This is a genomic window from Frankia sp. R43 (genome assembly GCF_001306465.1).
GTDB classification, from domain to species: domain Bacteria; phylum Actinomycetota; class Actinomycetes; order Frankiales; family Frankiaceae; genus Parafrankia; species Parafrankia irregularis.
Genome location: NZ_LFCW01000008.1, coordinates 58,197 through 74,085 on the forward strand (window position 1 = coordinate 58,197; position 15,889 = coordinate 74,085).

13 protein-coding genes and 3 pseudogenes are annotated in these 15,889 nt (G+C 66.0%); 9 read left to right on the forward strand and 7 right to left on the reverse strand.

Annotated elements, in window-relative coordinates; translation table 11 throughout:
- The first annotated feature begins 310 nt into the window (after positions 1 to 310).
- The 6 genes and pseudogenes from ACG83_RS30355 to moaA all read left to right on the forward strand — a co-directional run bounded on the left by ACG83_RS30355 (position 311) and on the right by moaA (position 5,575).
- Positions 311 to 2,494, forward strand: coding sequence for a molybdopterin-dependent oxidoreductase (locus ACG83_RS30355; protein WP_054569697.1), 2,184 nt, complete (start codon positions 311 to 313; stop codon positions 2,492 to 2,494).
- Positions 2,495 to 2,532: 38 nt separating this feature from the next.
- A complete protein-coding gene (locus tag ACG83_RS30360; protein WP_152991566.1) occupies positions 2,533 to 2,904 on the forward strand; it encodes a CBS domain-containing protein in 372 nt (123 codons plus the stop codon).
- 63 nt (positions 2,905 to 2,967) lie between these two features.
- Positions 2,968 to 3,308, forward strand: a pseudogene (locus tag ACG83_RS30365) (lipoyl synthase); the annotation flags it as partial.
- Between the two features lie 217 nt (positions 3,309 to 3,525).
- Positions 3,526 to 4,095 (forward strand): annotated as a pseudogene (locus ACG83_RS43060) (aldehyde dehydrogenase family protein); the annotation flags it as partial.
- On the forward strand, positions 4,005 to 4,493 hold the full coding sequence (locus tag ACG83_RS30370) for a molybdenum cofactor biosynthesis protein MoaE (RefSeq protein ID WP_235498289.1): 489 nt from the start codon (positions 4,005 to 4,007) through the stop codon (positions 4,491 to 4,493). The pseudogene ACG83_RS43060 and the gene ACG83_RS30370, both read left to right, overlap by 91 nt.
- Positions 4,494 to 4,510: 17 nt before the next feature.
- Positions 4,511 to 5,575 carry a GTP 3',8-cyclase MoaA gene (gene moaA / locus ACG83_RS30375; RefSeq protein ID WP_054569982.1) on the forward strand — a complete coding sequence of 355 codons (1,065 nt, stop codon included), beginning with the start codon at positions 4,511 to 4,513 and terminating at the stop codon, positions 5,573 to 5,575.
- Positions 5,576 to 5,699: 124 nt separating this feature from the next.
- Here the strand turns inward: moaA and istB are convergent, their stop codons facing one another.
- Positions 5,700 to 6,491: an IS21-like element helper ATPase IstB gene (istB, locus tag ACG83_RS30380; RefSeq protein ID WP_054569700.1), complete on the reverse strand. Its 792-nt coding sequence runs from the start codon at positions 6,489 to 6,491 to the stop codon at positions 5,700 to 5,702.
- Positions 6,491 to 8,032 (reverse strand): IS21 family transposase, encoded by a 1,542-nt coding sequence (istA, locus tag ACG83_RS30385; protein ID WP_054569983.1) that lies wholly within the window; start codon positions 8,030 to 8,032, stop codon positions 6,491 to 6,493. Before istA ends, istB begins: the two co-directional genes overlap by 1 nt.
- On the opposite strand from istA, the gene ACG83_RS43065 reads away from it, so the two are divergent.
- The 3 genes and pseudogenes from ACG83_RS43065 to ACG83_RS47100 form a co-directional block, all read left to right on the forward strand.
- The gene (locus ACG83_RS43065) at positions 8,010 to 8,414 is read left to right on the forward strand and encodes a MoaD/ThiS family protein (RefSeq protein ID WP_083473763.1); all 405 of its coding nucleotides are present in this window, start codon (positions 8,010 to 8,012) and stop codon (positions 8,412 to 8,414) included. The two genes, istA and ACG83_RS43065, sit on opposite strands and share 23 nt — an antisense overlap.
- A gap of 74 nt (positions 8,415 to 8,488) precedes the next feature.
- On the forward strand, positions 8,489 to 9,199 hold the full coding sequence (locus ACG83_RS30390) for an IS6 family transposase (protein WP_054569984.1): 711 nt from the start codon (positions 8,489 to 8,491) through the stop codon (positions 9,197 to 9,199).
- A gap of 113 nt (positions 9,200 to 9,312) precedes the next feature.
- Positions 9,313 to 9,893 (forward strand): annotated as a pseudogene (locus ACG83_RS47100) (IS5 family transposase); the annotation flags it as partial.
- A 19-nt stretch (positions 9,894 to 9,912) separates the two neighbouring features.
- Here ACG83_RS47100 and ACG83_RS30400 read toward each other — a convergent pair.
- From ACG83_RS30400 to ACG83_RS30420, 5 genes are all read right to left on the reverse strand, one after another.
- Complete coding sequence (locus tag ACG83_RS30400) at positions 9,913 to 10,734, reverse strand: mycofactocin-coupled SDR family oxidoreductase (RefSeq protein ID WP_054569701.1); 822 nt, start codon at positions 10,732 to 10,734, stop codon at positions 9,913 to 9,915.
- A 40-nt stretch (positions 10,735 to 10,774) separates the two neighbouring features.
- A complete protein-coding gene (locus ACG83_RS30405; protein WP_054569702.1) occupies positions 10,775 to 11,740 on the reverse strand; it encodes an alpha/beta hydrolase fold domain-containing protein in 966 nt (321 codons plus the stop codon).
- A 102-nt stretch (positions 11,741 to 11,842) separates the two neighbouring features.
- Positions 11,843 to 13,378 (reverse strand): acyl-CoA synthetase, encoded by a 1,536-nt coding sequence (locus tag ACG83_RS30410; RefSeq protein WP_054569703.1) that lies wholly within the window; start codon positions 13,376 to 13,378, stop codon positions 11,843 to 11,845.
- Between the two features lie 323 nt (positions 13,379 to 13,701).
- Positions 13,702 to 14,070 (reverse strand): nuclear transport factor 2 family protein, encoded by a 369-nt coding sequence (locus ACG83_RS30415; RefSeq protein ID WP_054569704.1) that lies wholly within the window; start codon positions 14,068 to 14,070, stop codon positions 13,702 to 13,704.
- Positions 14,071 to 14,335: 265 nt separating this feature from the next.
- Positions 14,336 to 15,169 (reverse strand): mycofactocin-coupled SDR family oxidoreductase, encoded by an 834-nt coding sequence (locus ACG83_RS30420; RefSeq protein ID WP_054569705.1) that lies wholly within the window; start codon positions 15,167 to 15,169, stop codon positions 14,336 to 14,338.
- Positions 15,170 to 15,889 lie beyond the last annotated feature (720 nt).

Below are 15,889 nucleotides of genomic sequence, written 5' to 3' on the forward strand. Positions count from 1 at the left end.
AACCAGGCGTGCGCGCATGGGAGGCGAACCCCGACCGCCGATCGGCCTCGCGGCTGATCTTAGTGGACGTCCATGTACGTCCACTTGGCGCTTTGTTCCCGGGCCAGGATACCCGACCTTGTGGCGGTCTACCGGGCTGCGACCTCGTCGCACCTGGAATGGCACGGGTGCGACCCTCGGCGGCAGGCCGCGGCGTCACCATAGGGCTGCGCCGACGCTGGCATCGACCCTTGACGAAACTCTCCCCTCCCAGTTAACTGACATTGAACCTTGTCAGATGTCTTGGGGTGTCGCAAGGGAGTGTGGACGCATGGAGCAGCCCGGCGAACGGGTCGTCATCACGCACTGCCGCATCTGCGCGGCGAGTTGCGGGGTGAAGGCAAGGGTTGACGATGCCACGAACACGATCGTGCGCATCGGTCCAGACAAGGAGAATCCGTATACGTGGAGGGATTTCTGTGCCAAAGGAAGGACGGCAGCCGACATCCTGAGCCACCCGCGTAGGGTGCTGCAGCCGATGCGCCGCGTCGGGGATCGCTACGAGCCGGCTACCTGGGACGAGGCCATCACGGACATCGCCGGGCGCGTCAACAAGATCATCGAACGCGACGGAGTCGATGCAATTGGCTCGTATCACGGCAACCCGACGGGGACCGCGACGGCGACGGCGATGTTCTTCCCGGGCCTGATGGACGCGATCGGATCGGGGAATCGCTTCTGGGTCGGTTCGGTCGACCAGAACAATGTGCATGTCGTGAGCGAGCGGCTCTACGGCGTGCCATTCCTGGCCCTGGTGCCCGACGTCGACAAGAGCGAGTGCGTTCTGCTGGTGGGCGCCAACCCCGAGGTCAGTGGCATGCACTGGGTCGACGTCGTGCCGAACGGCTGGGCCCGCATCCTGGCTGGAAAGGAGCGCGGCGCCGATCTGATCGTGGTCGATCCCAGGCGCACCGAGTCGGCCGCCAATGCCACCACCCACGTGGCGATTCGCCCCGGCGGGGACTGGGCGTTCCTTCTCGGCGTCCTCAAGGTACTGCTGGACAACGGGTGGGTCGCGACCAACCAGCGCCCGCAGATCTCCGGGGTGGCCGAGCTGCGCAAACTGACCGACGGGGTAGAGATCGAGCACCTTGCCGTCCACGCCGGAGTAGGGGCCGACCTCATCGCTGACGTGGCGAGGCGCTTTGCCGCCGCGCCAACAGCGTTCTGCATGACCCGGACAGGCGTGGCACAGACCGTGACCGGGACCGTCACCGAGTGGCTCTCGCACGTCCTGAACCACGTGACCGGACGGATCGACGTTCCTGGCGGCCGTTGCTTCGAGCGCAGCTATGTGGACGGTGTCAGCCTCTGGGACAAGTTCGCGCCGCCGGCCACGCATCGCAGTCGCCTCCGCGGGCTGCCGCCGGTCGCGGGATTCCACTCCCTGGCCGAACTCGCCGACGAGATCAGCACACCGGGACCTGGCCAGATCAAGGCGATGTTCATCGTCGCGGGGAACCCGGTGATCTCAGGACCAGCCGGAGCCGCGCTGGACGAGGCTCTTGCCTCACTCGAACTGCTCGTCGTCGTGGACCTCGTCCAGCGTGAGAGTCACCGCCACGCTGACTGGATCCTGCCCGATGTCCATTGGCTCGAACGGGCCGAATTACAGGCATTGCTGCACTCGCTGTTCGACAGGCCCTTCACTCAGTATGGCTTCAAGGTGGTCGATCCGCCTCCGGGTTGCCGGGAGGCGTGGGAAATCTTCGTCGACCTGGCGCTGGCGATGCGCCGGCCGATGTTCGGCAAGCGGGGCTTCAACACCTTCGTCAAGGCGACCCGCACGCTGGCCAGACTGACCCGCAGGCCGTCTTTGGCGTTCCGGCCGAAGTGGATCGAGTGGGGCCTGGTCAGGTCCGGCAAGCGTCTGAAATGGAGGGACATTCTGGCCCATCCACACGGCTGGGTGTACGACGAAAAAGAGTACGGTGGGCTGGAAGCCGCACTACCGGAGGCGCACAAGACCATCGCCCTTGCTGTCCCCGAGTTCGTTGCCGAAGTGGCGCGCCTGTGCGGCATGCCGCCGCCCGTTGCACCTGCTGGTTTTCCGCTGCAGATCATCGGTCGCCGGAGGAAGGAATCGATGAACTCGTGGCTGAACGAGAATCCTGCGTTGCACCGGCGGGCCCGGACGAACGTGGTGGAAATTCACCCCGCGGACGCCGCGCCGTACGGAATCATGGACGGCGACAGTGTCTGCGTACGCAGCGCGGTCGGCAGCATCGTCGCCCCGGCCCGAGTGTCGGACGAGATGCGTCCTGGCGTCATCGCCTGTGAGCACGGCTGGGGATCCGGGGTCTACGATCCCTCCGGCGGGGCGGAACCGTTGAGGTACGGGACGAACCGGAACCTGCTGGTGCCGAACAGGGAGATCGATCCGCTGTCGCAGAGTCCCGGTCTGAACGCCGTGTACGTGAACATCGAGCGGGTGCCGGCCGTGGCGGAGGTTTGATTCCCGCATGGGTCGAGGCGCGGACCGTCGGGGATGCCATGCTGCGTTACCCGACTGTCCACCCGGTCAACCTCACGGTGGCCGCGGCGGCTGCCGCGTTCGAGTCCAGCCCGAAGACCCATCTGCTGCTGCTCGTGCGAGGTGCTCAGCTGGTCACAACCGTCAGCCGTGCGGATCTCAAGGGAGCCGCTCCCGGCGAGCCTGCCTGCGTTCTCGGGACGTTGTCGGGCCGGACCATATCGCCTCGCGCGCCGTTGACCCGAACGCGCGAGGCCATGGTGGCCGCTGGCCTGCGTCGGCTTGCAGTGGTGGGGGAGGCCGGTCGGCTCCTCGGGCTGCTGTGCCTGAAGAGCTCCCTCGCGGGTTTCTGTACTGATGAGGGCGTTGCAGCGATGCGCCAGGCCCGATAAGTGAATATCTGCTCGTCGAACCGGTTGTATGACGCGTAGTCGAGCAGCTCGTACAACCTGGCGGCCGGGCTGGTCACGAAGTCGAACCTCATCCTTGGCCTCGGGGAGACCGACGACGAGGTGGCCGGCACCATGGCGCAACTGCGCGCGGCTGGCTGCGACCTGCTCACCGTGACGCAGTACCTGCGGCCCACGCCGCGTCACCATCCGGTTGAACGGTGGGTTAAGCCGGACGAGTTCGTCAGCTGGGCCAGGCGGGCCGAGTCGCTCGGCTTCGCCGGCGTGATGTCGGGGCCGCTGGTCCGCTCGTCCTACCGCGCCGGGGCCGGCTCTACCAGCAAGCCCGCGTCCTGTGTAATGTCAAACCTCTCGAAATGCTGTCTGTGATTGCGAGCGACAATTAATCGAGGGGTGCCGTAGGTGCTCGCAACCTCGATCTGCGGCCGCCTGGCGAGGCCGGGCGCGGGTCGCGGCAGTTGGACTGTGTAGCGCATTCCGCCTGAATGACGGCACGCGGCAACCTTTGGGCAGAAGATCGAGGTGACCGTGGTAGATGAGCGCCAATGACGAAAGCATGGAGATCTCAATAGCGTGGATGCGCATACGCCGCGGCATCTGGTCGATCTCGGGGGCGAGCTCTCCGACCGCCGCCACGTTCAGCCCACCGTGGTTGAGGGTGAAAATTCGATGCGGGTGTCCCAGGGGGCGATCTTCGGCCCGGCGGTCTCTGCCGCGCGCTTCGCCGACCTCGACGAGGCCGGCGAGATCGCCAACGACAGCTTGTACGGGCTCGGGGCGGCCGTGTGGACCCGCGACGGCAATGCCGGATACCGGGCCGCTCGCGCGATTCAAGCCGGTCGGGTCTGGATTACTCCTCGCAAAGCTTCGAGTGAGAATCCGTTGCCCGCCCCGCCGACGACATCGACTGTCAATAAGTGTGCTTCTGCGTTTCATCATCCGCTCGCACCTGTTCCCGGACGACGAGGCAGCGACCCTGTTCAGCTGGTGACCCACTCGCGGGAGCGGGTGCCTATCATGTCTCGGTTGGCGCCGGCTCCGCACCAGATCCTCATCTTTCGCATGGGAGGGAAGTCACGTTGGTGGCGAAGCCCCAAGTCGAGACGGAAGCCCTGGACCTTTCGTCGACGCAGAAAGCCCCGAAGGACTGCGCCATCGTACGCGCGGACGTAAGCCACGCCCCGCTCGGCATCGCCGGGATCGAGGGCTTGGTCGATACGAGTGAAGCGGGCGCGTGCGTCAGTTTCGTGGAAAGGGTCCGATGCCACGATGCCGGACGCGAGGTCTCGCGCCTGGAGTACACCTCGCATCCGACGGCGGATGCCGAGGCACTCCGCGTTGCGAGAGAGGTCGTGTGCAGCAGTCACAGCGTGCACGCGGTCGCGCTCAGCCACCGCGTCGGGCGCCTGGCTGTAGGGGAGGTCGCGATCGTGCGTGCGGCCTCAGCGGACCATCGAGCTCAGGCGTTCGACGCATGCGCACATCTGGTCGAGAAGATCAAGCACGAGCTTCCCGTCTGGAAGCGCCAGGTCTTCACCGACGGCAACGACGAGTGGGTGGGGTCCGCGTGACGATCATCGACTTAGGCATGCCGCAGCTCTCATCAACCCTTGGCCACCATGGCGCGCATGAGGCTGCGCCTGACCCGGCACGCCCCAACACCCCAGCCCTTGTCGACCGATTCGGCAGAGTGGCTACCGACCTGAGAATCTCGTTGACGGATCGCTGCAATCTGCGGTGCATGTACTGCATGCCAGCTGAGGGTATGAAGTGGATGCAGGCCGCCCAGCTGCTGTCCGACGATGAGCTTCTGCGGCTGATCACCATCGCCGTGACGCGCCTGGGGGTGCGCGAACTGCGTTTTACGGGCGGCGAACCCCTTCTGCGCCGGGGACTGGAGGACATCGTCGCTGCATCTGCCCGACTGGTGCCTAGACCCAGTATTTCGTTGACCACTAACGGAATCGGCCTCGAGCGTCGCGCGATAGCTTTGGCGGGCGCGGGTCTCGACCGTCTCAATGTGTCCCTCGACACCCTGCACCGAGACCGCTTTACATCGATCACGCGCCGTGACCGTCTGTCGGACGTGCTCGCGGGTCTGGAAGCGGCCGGGGCCGCGGGCCTCTCCCCGATCAAGATTAACAGTGTGCTGGTGCGGGGCATCAACTCAGACGAGGCGGTTGCGTTGCTCAGGTTCGCCCTTGGAAAGGGGTACCAGCTGCGCTTCATCGAGCAGATGCCACTGGACGCGCAGCGCGCCTGGGACCGCAACGAGATGGTGACAGCGGAGGAGATCGTGTCCAGCCTGCGGACCGCATTCGCACTCGAGCCCGATACGCGTGATCGCGGTGCATCGCCCGCCGAGTCTTGGCTTGTTGACGGAGGGCCGGGACGAGTCGGCGTGATCGGCACTGTCACGAGACCGTTCTGCATAGGCTGTGACCGTACGCGGCTGACGGGCGACGGTCAGATCCGGTCCTGCCTTTTCGCCACCACGGAGACTGACCTGCGCGCCCTCCTACGCTGCGGTGCCGACGACGACACGATCGTACGAGCATGGCAGGACACCATGTGGGCGAAGGCGGCCGGTCATGGCATCAACGATCCAGGCTTCTTCCAATCCCGGCGCCCCATGAGCGCGATCGGAGGTTGAGTATGAAGCAGTGTCAACGGCCATTTCGTTCTCCCCGTAGGCGGCCTGCGGTTGTCCCCACTGGCGGCCAGGGATACCTCCCCAACGGCGGCCAGATAGTTCCCCGCCGTGGATGAGGTGCCGATCAGATCAACGCCTTCACCCCCTTCCCGGAGGTGGCCTGGGCGAGCCGGAAGCTGTCACCCTGTGTCATAACGATGTGGGCGTGGTGCAGGAGCCGGTCGACCGTGGCGGTGGCCAGGGTCTTGGGCATGATCTCGTCGAATCCGGAGGGGTGCAGGTTGCTGCTGACCGCGAGTGCCCGGCGTTCGTAGGCGGCATCGACCAGGCGGTAGAAGCCCTCGGCTGCGTCGGGTGAGACTGGTAGCAGGCCGATGTCATCCACGATGATCAGGTCGGTGCGTAGCAGCCGGGTCATCGCCCGGGTGATCGAGTCATCGACCCGGTGCCGGCGGACCAGTACTCCGAGGTCTTCGATGGTGAACCAGGCGACGGTCATCCCGGCCTCGACGGCGGCCTGGCCGAGCGCTTCACAGAAGTGGCTTTTGCCGGTTCCCGATGGGCCGCAGATGCAAAGGTTTTCCTTGCGCTGCAACCACTCCAGTGTTTTCAGTGCTTCTTGGGTGGGGCGGGGGATGGAGGAGGCGGTCTCGTCCCAGTCACCGAAGGTCTTCCCAGCCGGGAACGCGGCGCGTTTGCGGCGGGTCCGTAGATTGGCTGCGTCCCGGCCGGCGGCTTCTTCCGCGAGCAGGACGCGCACGACCTCAGCCGGGTCCCAGCGCTGGGCCTTGGCGGTGGGGACCAGGTCGGTCAGGGCGCGCCGCAGGTGCGGCAGTTTCAGTCGGCGGGTCAGCTCGATCGCCTCGGCCAGCGGGTCGCCGGCCGAGCCCGAGACCGTGCGCAGCGGTGTGGCCATCACGGCTCACCCGCCTCGGCGTCGCTGGCGCGGCCGGCGTCGTCGGCTGCGGTGCGGGGCAGGCCGAAGTTCGACCAGGCCGACGTTCCTGGCTGGAGGCTGTGGCCCTCGCCGGCGCGGGTGGGTGCGCCGTGGTTGCGGCCGGTCTGGTGGGCCAGGATCCGGATCAGGTCGTTCTCGGCGAACCGGCCCACGATCGCCGCGGTCCCCAGCGCTTTGTCGACCTCGGCTTGGCCGTGCAGCTTGGCCAGCGCGACGGCCTCGGTCATTTTCGCCCGGATGCGGCGGGCGCCGATCGCGGCGGCCTCGGTCAGCCAGCTCGCCGCGCCCGGCCCGAGAGCCAGGAACGCGGCCTCGGCCGCGGAGGTGGCCTTCGGGGTCCGCTCGGCCTCCTTGTCACGCCGCGGCGGGTAGTGCTCGTCCCGGATGGACGGTGTTCCCGGTGTTGACCGCGGGTGGCGGGCGACCTCGGCCGGCCCGGTCTCACTCACCGCGGTCACGATCAGCTCATCGCCGTGGAAACGAGCCCAGACCCGGGTGTCGACCAGCTCGTGCGGCACCGAGTAGCGCACACCCTCCACCGAGATCGTCCCATCCCAGTTCACGCGCCGGGTGGTGCCGAACGCGATGGTGAACGGCTGCTGCGGCAGCGGATGGCACCGGGTTCGTTCCTCGGCCAGCGCCTCGACCGGGCGGCGGCGGGTCTCCCGGTGCGGCCGGTCGTTGACCTCGACGCAGAACTGTCGGCAGGCGGTCTCCAGCTCGCCGAAGGTGCGGTACTCGCGCAGCAGGTTCGCCGTCGTGGGCACCAGGTCGGCCTTCGCGATGCGCACGGTGGCCTCCGACCCGCCCTTGGTCTGCGGGTCGGCGGGGACGCAGGTGCGGATGGTCAGCCCGTAGTGCCGAGCGACCTGCACCAACTCGGGGTTGCGCACCGCGATCCCGGCGACATGGTCCACCGAGACGGTCTTCTCATTGTCGGTCAACGCATACGTGGGCACCCCACCGATCCGGCGCAGTGTCGCGTCCAGACAGGACACGATCGTCGGCAGTGTCTTGTCCCATACCGGGATCACCACCCGGAACCGTGACCAGGCCAGCCACGCGCACCACAACTGGGTGCGCCGGGCACCGATACGAGGGCCCTCGCCCCAGTCCCATTGCAGCCAGAGCCCCGGCTCGGTGATCCACGGCCGGAACACCCGCCGCCGGCCGGCGGCGAACGCCTGCTTGACCTGCGCCACCACCCGCCGGGTGGTGCGCTCACCTCCCGTGAAGCCCATAGCAGTGATCCGCTGGTGCACCACGTCGGCGCGGACCCGTCCGCCCGACGCGACAACCAACTCCTCGATCTTGGGCAGGTACTCGTCGATCGGCCGTTCGCGGTGCTCACGCTCGACCGGGGACTGCCCAGCCTCCCGCATCCGGACATACCGGGCGACGGTGTGGTGGTCGCAGCCGGCCAGCTCGGCCGCGGCACGGTAACTGCCCGTGAGGTCGTATGCCTCCAGGATCTCCATGATCTCCCTGCTTGTCTTCACCGATCGAGCCTGGTCGACCGGCTTCCCGGCCGGACTACCGGGGAGGTATCTGGCCGCCAGCGGGGAGGTCACTGGCCACCGGTGGGGCCGTAAATGGCCGCCTACAGGGATTTTTCACTGGCCACCGTCAAAGCAGGTCACCGTGCGGTATTTCGCGGCGGCGGCCGCTGCGGCGGGTGTGAAGGAAGATGCCGTGGAGCTGTCCGACAGAGCCACCATCGCCGAGATCCTTGAACGTGTCCAGGGACGCCACGGCGACCGCTTACGCCAAGTTCTTCGGTGTAGCACCTTTCTTCTCAATGAAGTAGCGGTTCGAAACTCGCGGACCGTTGTCGAGCCGGGCTCTACCTTGGACGTGCTCCCACCGTTCGCTGGTGGCTAGTAGATCGTCGCCTCGGCAGTGTTGCATTGGCGAAGTCCGCCATCACGCGGCTGCGGATCAGTCATGATCGAACGATGCGCCGACGTCGTGTCCGTCCACCGGTTCCGACGTCGGAGTTCGTCGGGTTCCGGTTCCCGCCCGAGGTGATCGTGCTGGCGTCCCGCTGGTACCTACGGTTCGCGCTGTCGTGCCGGGACGTCGAGGAGCTGCTCGCTGAGCGCGACATCGAGGTTGATCACGTAACTGTGTACCGGTGGGTCCAACGCTTCACGCCCTTGCTGGTCGACGCCGCGCGGCCGTGTCGGCACCGCCCTGGGGACAGGTGGTTCGTCGACGAAACCTACGTCAAGATCTCTGGCCGGTGGACGTACCTGTACAGAGCGGTTGACCAGCACGGACAGGTCATCGACGTCCTCGCCAGCGAACGACGCGACCAGGCTGCGGCCCGAAAGTTCTTTACCGCAGTGCTGTCTCACGGCCGCCGGCCGGTCGAGGTCACCACCGACAAGGCCCCTGTCTGCCCTCGGGTCCTCGACGAGCTGCTTCCCGGCGCCTGGCACGTCGCCGCCGCGCGGGAGAACAACCGGATCGAATCCGACCACAGCCGCCTGAAAGCCAGACTCCGACCCATGCGCGGGTTGAAACGCCTGCGCTCTGCCCAGACGATCAGCGTAGGGCATGCGTTCGTCCAGAACATCCGCCGCGGCCACTACGAACTCGGGATCGACACTGACCCGCACGCACGGCTGACAGCCGCGTTTACCGAGCTCACCCTCGCGATCTGATCACCCGCTCGACAGGGCCAACCACGCCCTGCCTTCCCCCAATGCAACAGACCCCGGTGGGCTACGCCGCGGGGGGTACCGACCTGCCCACCGAGGCCGGTGGGACGTGGGAGCTGGGCGTGGACTCGACGATCTGTCGCGCCCACCGGCATGCTGCCGGCGCACCGAGACAACGGCCCCGGGAACCGGGAAAACCAGGTGCCCCTGAACGATGCCCCCGGCCAAGGCTCGGCCGTCGCCGCGGCGGGTTCACCACCAAGATTCACCTGGGAGCCGACGAGTATCGCCGGCCGGTCAGCATTCTGATCACCGCCAGTCAGGTCGCGGACACCACCCGGTTCACCGCGGTCGTGGATCGCGTCCGCATGCTCCGGTCGGGTCCTGGCCGGCCCAGGACCCGACCGGGTGCTGGCGGACAAGGCGTACTCCAGCCGCGCCAACCGGGCCTACCTGCGCGGCAGGGGTATCACCGCGACGATCCCGGAGAAGACCGACCAGAAGGCCAACCGCCGCCGCGGTGGACGTCCGCTCTCCTTCGACACCGAGGCGTACATGCGCCGTACCACCGTCGAGCGGTGCATCAACCTGCTGAAACACAAACCGGGCTGTGGCCACCCGCTACGACAAACGCGCCTACGTCTTCCATGGCACGGTCGCCGCCACAGCCCTACGGCTCTGGCTCCGACCACCATGATCAGCCGGACACGGCCTAGCTAGTACTGGGTCCCACCGCCGTCCACGGCCAGCGCGTGGCCGGTGATCCAGGCGGTCTCGTCCGATGCGAGGAAAAGCACCGCGTTCGCGATCTCGCGGGCCGGCATGAGGCCCGGCAGCCACGAGTTGCACATGCCGAGGAGGTTGGGGTTCTCGGCGGTACCCGTCTCGATGAAGCCGCCGGGTGCACTCGTGAATTCGGCCATCGGGGTGTCCACAGCTCCAGGGTGGACGCTGTTCACCCTGATCCTGTCCTTCGCCAGCTCCATCGCGAAGCTCTTGGCCATGCCGGTCAGCGCGTACTTCGACGCGCTGTAGGCCAGTGTCCACGGGCCGGCCTTCAGGCCGTTCGCCGAGCTGGTGAGGATGATGGACCCGCCGTTGCCCGCCGCCAGGATCGGCGGGAGCGCGGCCATCACCGTGTTCCAGGTGCCGATCAGGTTGATGTCGACGGTCGCGCGCATCGACTCCGAGGTCACTGTGTGCCACGGGCCGAGGATCGCGACGCCGGCGTTGGCCAGCACGATGTCGAGCCGACCGAGCTCGGCGACACCGGCCGCCACGACGGACGCCAGCTTGGCGGCGTCCCGCACGTCGCAGGTGTCCGCGACGACGCGCCGGCCGAGCTTCTCGACCAGTCGGACGGTCTCGGCCAGGTCCTCAGCCGTCGCCGTCGGGTAGGGCACTTCGGGGAGCTGCTTATCGACGTCGATCGCGATGATGTCGGCGCCTTCCTCGGCGAGGCGGACCGCCGCCGCCCGGCCCTGGCCCCGCGCGGCGCCGGTGATGAACGCGACCTTGTTCTCGACTCGTCCCGCCATGGGTCTTCTCCTGGTGTCGTGTTCGCTAGGGACCGCGGCGCTACCGCGCGAGCAGGCGGGTGATCCAGTTGTTGCGCGCACGGGTCGCGGCCTGGGCGAGCGCGGTGTGCGGGACCACGGCCTCGAAGCCGTGGAACCCGCCGGGCCACACGTGCAGTTCGGCCTGGACCCCGCTGGCCCACAGCGCCGTCGCGTAGGCGACGCCCTCGTCGCGGAGGACCTCCGCCGCCCCGCAGTCGACGTAGGCCGGGGGCAGCCCGGACAGGTCGGTCGCACGGGCGGGCGCGGCGTAGATCGAGATGTTGTCGGTCCCGTGGCGCTCGCCGAGTAGGGCGCCCCAGGCGAAGATGTCGTCAGCGCCGCCCCAGATCGCGGCGTCGTCGTACTGCTGCATCGACACCGTCTGGTGACGGTCGTCGAGCATCGGGCAATTCAGGATCTGGCCGATCAGTGCCGGGCCCTTGCGGTCACGCGCGAGCAGCGCGGTCCCGGCGGCGAGCCCGCCACCCGCACTCGTGCCGGCGATCAGCAGGCGGTCTGGGTCGATGCCGAGCTCGGCGGCGTGCTCGGCGGTCCAGACGAGCCCCGCGTAGCAGTCCTCGACGGGGTAGGGGTCGGGGAACTCCGGCGCGAGCCGGTAGTCGACGCTCACCATCACCGCGTCGAACATGGCGACCCACGCCAGCATGGACGGCGGCACGAACGTCTGGTCTCCGATGACCATGCCGCCGCCGTGCATGTGGTAAAAGCCCGGGCCAGCGTTCGGGTGGTCGGCGGGGGCGATCACGGTGACGACGATCTCGGCGCCGTCGTGGCCCGGAATGGTGAAGTCCCGGCGGGTGAGGCCCGCCTCGGCGAGCCGGGCCTCGGACAGGTCGTTCGGCGCGGGGGTCTGACGCAGCAGCGGGAGCGTCTCGGGCGTCACACGCGGCATCTGGTCGGCTAGCTGGTCCAGCACCGTGGCCAGCTCGGGGTCGAATGGCGGCCTGGCGGTCGTGGTGGTCATGGGAATCTCCTTGGTTGGTGTGCGCCGAGGGGCGCAGTGGCGCTGGTTGCCTTTCGGTTGAAGCCGTCTTGCGGGCAGGAAATCGGTGTGGGAAAGCGTGGTTCAGGCGGGCCGCGCGGCCGGCCAGTACCTGTCGCGAAGTCGCCGCTTGTAGAGCTTCCCGGTGTCGCTGCGGGGCAGTTCACGTTCGAAGTCGATCGAGCGCGGGCACTTGAAGCCGGCGAGGCGGGACCTGCAGTAGGCGATGAGCTCGGCTTCGAGGTCGGGTCCGGCGTCGGACCAGCAGGTCGGCTGGATGACGGCCTTGACCTGCTCGCCCATCTCGTCGTCGGGGATGCCGAACACGGCGACGTCAGTGACCTTGGGGTGCAGGCTGAGGGCATCCTCGGCTTCCCGCGGGTAGATGTTCACCCCACCGGAAATGATCGTGAAAGCCTTGCGGTCGGTGAGGAAAAGGAAGCCCTCCTCGTTGAGGTACCCGACGTCGCCAACGGTCCGCCAGCCACGGGAGTCGGCTGACGCGGCAGTCTTCTCGGGGTCGTTGTGGTAGACGAAGGGAGGGGTGCCTTCCGCCCAGATCTGTCCGACCTCCCCGGTAGGAACTTCCTTGCCGTCATCGTCGAGGATGTGTAGTGCACCGCGGACGGGCCGACCTACGGATCCGGGATATGCGAGCCATTCTTTCGGCGTGATGTAGGTAAATCCAGCGCCTTCGGTGGAGTTCCAGAACTCGTGGATGATCAGGCCCCACCAGTCGAGCATGGCCCGCTTGACCTCGACAGGACATGGTGCGCCGGCGTGCACGACGACCTTGAGACTGGACACGTCGTAGCTGTCGCGGACCTCCTCGGGCAGTTTCAGTAGGCGGGCGAACATGGTCGGGACGAGCTGGGCGTGGGTCACGCGGTAGCGTTGGACCGCTGCGAGCAGTCGTTCAGCGCCGAATTTTTCCATGATCACGATGGTCGCGCCACGACGCAGCAGTGCCCGCGACCAGCCCAGCGGGGCCGAGTGGAACAGCGGTGCAGGGACCAGATAAATGGCCTCGCTGTCTATGCCCATCGAGTCCATGATCGGGCTCAAGCCAACTTGGAGTTCGCCCAGTGGGGCAAAGGTCAGGGCTCTGAGGATGCCTTTCGGCTGGCCGGTCGTGCCCGACGAATAGAGCATGAAGTCGCCCTCACACTGGTCGGCGATCGGCGTGGTGGGCTGTTTGGCCATAGCAGCTTCGAGTGATTCCCATCCCGGTGCGACAGCGTCGACCATAAAGTGCACGCTCGCAGCGGCCAGCGCGTCGGCCGGCAGGTCGGTGGCAACGGACGCCAGGGCCTCGCTCGTCACGATCGCCTTGGCGCCACAGTCCGAAACGATGTAGGCGACCTCCTCGGAAGTGAGGTGCCGGTTCACCGCTGTGTACACGAGCCCGGCACGCTGCGCCGCCCAACACACCTCGAGAAACTTAGGATGGTTCTCCATGAGGATCGCCAGTGCATCCCCCCGCCCGAGCCCGCGGTCACGGAACAGGTGCGCCAACTGGTTCGACCGGTCCTCGAGCTGCTGGAATGTGGTTGTGGCGCCCGAACCCGCCATCACCAACGCCGGACGGTCAGGGAAAGCCGATGCAATCTCAGGGAACATGACAATAGATTATGTCAGATGTGCTGCTCGCTGTCGATAGTGATTTCCCCGCCACGGTCTGAAGCTCCGCCCGCACCGTTACGAACATGAGAACAACTGCACGATCGTGCGCACGCTGTGGGTAAGCGCCGACTATGATCGTCTACGTCCCCCAGAGCACGATTGAGCGTAGATGACACGTCTTGCGCAAGACTATCGATCAATGGAGGCGGGGCTACCAGCTAGACACCTCCATGCCAACGGAGATCTCACTCTTCAATCGGGAAGCACAGGAACCACACCAACAACGCTCGTTACTATCAATCTAGATTGTCCCACTCGACTCAGGCCGGACGCACGTTTTCCGCACCCCAAACGGCACGCATCGTAAGGATCTTGGCGTTGTCATCGAACGTCATGACGTCGATCGGTTCAACAATCAGCTTGTTGCCGTCGACCTCAATCACGGCGCTCAGCAAGAACACCGCCATATTTCCCGCTACGCGGAGGTTGACCAGTTCGATCGACAACGGGCGAGGATTGCCGTCGAAAAACCCGCGGATCGCCTCCCGACCGACGTGGACAGGAGAACCCACCGGATCTTCCGCGTTCGCGTCGTCGGCGAAGAGCTCAGCGATAGCGTCGACGTCGCCTGCGGCGAGCGCGCCCACGTAGCCATCGACGGCCGCCTTGATGGCAGTTACATCTGGCACTATGTTCCCCTGATTAATGGAAGTCGGTTAGCATTTCTGACGCGCTCTGACTAGTCGCCAGGGCATCGATACCCGGCTCGCAGCTGATCGATGTCGCAAGTTCGACCGTCAATTCAACTCGTAGGTTAGTGTGGCCCAGCTGTCGCTGACCATCATCCTGTGATCTGGCCAAGAAGTTGGAGTCGACGTGACAGTTCCACGTACAGGAACGGGCGAGGAGGGGGCCATCACTGAAAAGCGACGAAGATTACTGAAACGACTCTTGCTACTTGACCACAAAGCCCAGATCGACCGGCAACGGAACGCCCGTAATGTAGCGGCCTTCGTCTGAACTAAGGAACAGCAGTGCGTTCGAGATGTCCACCGAATCCACCCAAGGGGCGGGCAGCGCATTGAGCGTCGTATAGGTTGCCGCGAAATCATCGCGCGTCGGATGTTCCAAGTCCGGACGAAAAAGCCGGTAAGTAGATTCGTTCTGAATCATGTCAGTATCGACCGATCCCGGGTGAATTGAATTGACCCGGATACCATGCGAGGCCAGCTCCAAGGCCATCGTGCGCATGAGACCGACGACGCCATGTTTGGCGGCGACGTAGTGCGCAACGTTCATGAATCCCTTGAGCCCCGCGGCCGAACTCGTCATGATGATTGCACCGCCACCGGCAGCGATCAGGTGCGGCACCGCAGCCTTCGCCGTGTGCCAGACGCCGGTCAGGTTGATGTCAATCATCTGCTGCCAGTTGTCTTCCTCAATGAGGTGGGTCTCGCACGGCGAGCCCCCGATGCCCGCATTGGCGCTGACGATGTCCAGGCGACCAAGAGTGCTCACGCCGGTGTCGACAGCGGCCTTCAGCGCGCCGAAGTCACGAACGTCCACAACCGCGGATACTGCACGGCGCCCGCTCTCCTCGACCAGCTTCACCGTCTCAGCGAGATCCGACTCCGTCGGGCCGTCGTACGGCACCCCCGGGAAATCCCGGCAGCTGTCGATGACGATGACGTCGGCGCCTTCCCCAGCCAGTCGTACCGCGTGACTGCGGCCCTGCCCCCTAGCCGCCCCCGTGATGAATGCGACTTTTCCCGCTACGCGTCCAGCCATAATTCGTTTCCCTTTCCTAGATAGACTTCCACGAAAGTGCACTCAGCGCAGCGAGGATGAAGGCACCGTCTTGCGGAGCGACATCAGGGCGGACAACCGCGCTTCGAATTCGGCCGGCCCACCAACCAGACCTGGAGTTGACGAGGATGCAGTGTCCACCTCTGTCGCAGGGGACACCGACTTCCACGGTCGCAAGCCTGATCTACGCAGTCCGGACGAGCATCTTGAAGCCACGGTTGCGTAGTTCCGTCGACATAGGGCCAGACGGAATACACAGTTGGAGATCTGCGCTGTCGCCAGGCCATGCCGGCCGGACGCGGCGCAATAGAGATCCCAGAAAATCCGCACATCGTAGTGACAACGGGCTTCGGTAACGCCCGGGGTAGCCACCGGGCCCGTCCCATCGATCTCCATCTCTGCGCTCAGCGCGGACAGGTTTCCAATCTCGACCACGCGGCCGTCGGCGATCGTCACATCGGCGGTCCACCGCTCGGATCCGGTGGCGTCCGCCACGTTCCGTGCCGCGCCAGTAGATCGACTTTCATCGCACAGCCTTCTCTGCCGCACTGCGCGCCCGCCGGGGGCATGGACGTGGCTACGCAGCGAATCCCTTTGCCCATGAGCACATTGGGTGTGGAACCGGTAGAACCCGGCATCCGGAAAGATGCAGTGTCAGTTTACGTTTCGGCTATATGATCGTCAAGGGACCTGTCGTATCAG

Coding starts and splice junctions, on each gene's coding strand:
- ACG83_RS30355 (WP_054569697.1), top strand. CDS start 311: ATGGAGCAGCCCGGCGAACGGGTCGTCATCACGCACTGCCGCATCTGC.
- ACG83_RS30360 (WP_152991566.1), top strand. CDS start 2,533: ATGCTGCGTTACCCGACTGTCCACCCGGTCAACCTCACGGTGGCCGCG.
- moaA (WP_054569982.1), top strand. CDS start 4,511: ATGCCGCAGCTCTCATCAACCCTTGGCCACCATGGCGCGCATGAGGCT.
- istB (WP_054569700.1), bottom strand. CDS start 6,491: ATGGCCACACCGCTGCGCACGGTCTCGGGCTCGGCCGGCGACCCGCTG.
- ACG83_RS43065 (WP_083473763.1), top strand. CDS start 8,010: ATGATCTCCCTGCTTGTCTTCACCGATCGAGCCTGGTCGACCGGCTTC.
- ACG83_RS30390 (WP_054569984.1), top strand. CDS start 8,489: ATGCGCCGACGTCGTGTCCGTCCACCGGTTCCGACGTCGGAGTTCGTC.
- ACG83_RS30400 (WP_054569701.1), bottom strand. CDS start 10,734: ATGGCGGGACGAGTCGAGAACAAGGTCGCGTTCATCACCGGCGCCGCG.
- ACG83_RS30405 (WP_054569702.1), bottom strand. CDS start 11,740: ATGACCACCACGACCGCCAGGCCGCCATTCGACCCCGAGCTGGCCACG.
- ACG83_RS30410 (WP_054569703.1), bottom strand. CDS start 13,378: ATGTTCCCTGAGATTGCATCGGCTTTCCCTGACCGTCCGGCGTTGGTG.
- ACG83_RS30420 (WP_054569705.1), bottom strand. CDS start 15,169: ATGGCTGGACGCGTAGCGGGAAAAGTCGCATTCATCACGGGGGCGGCT.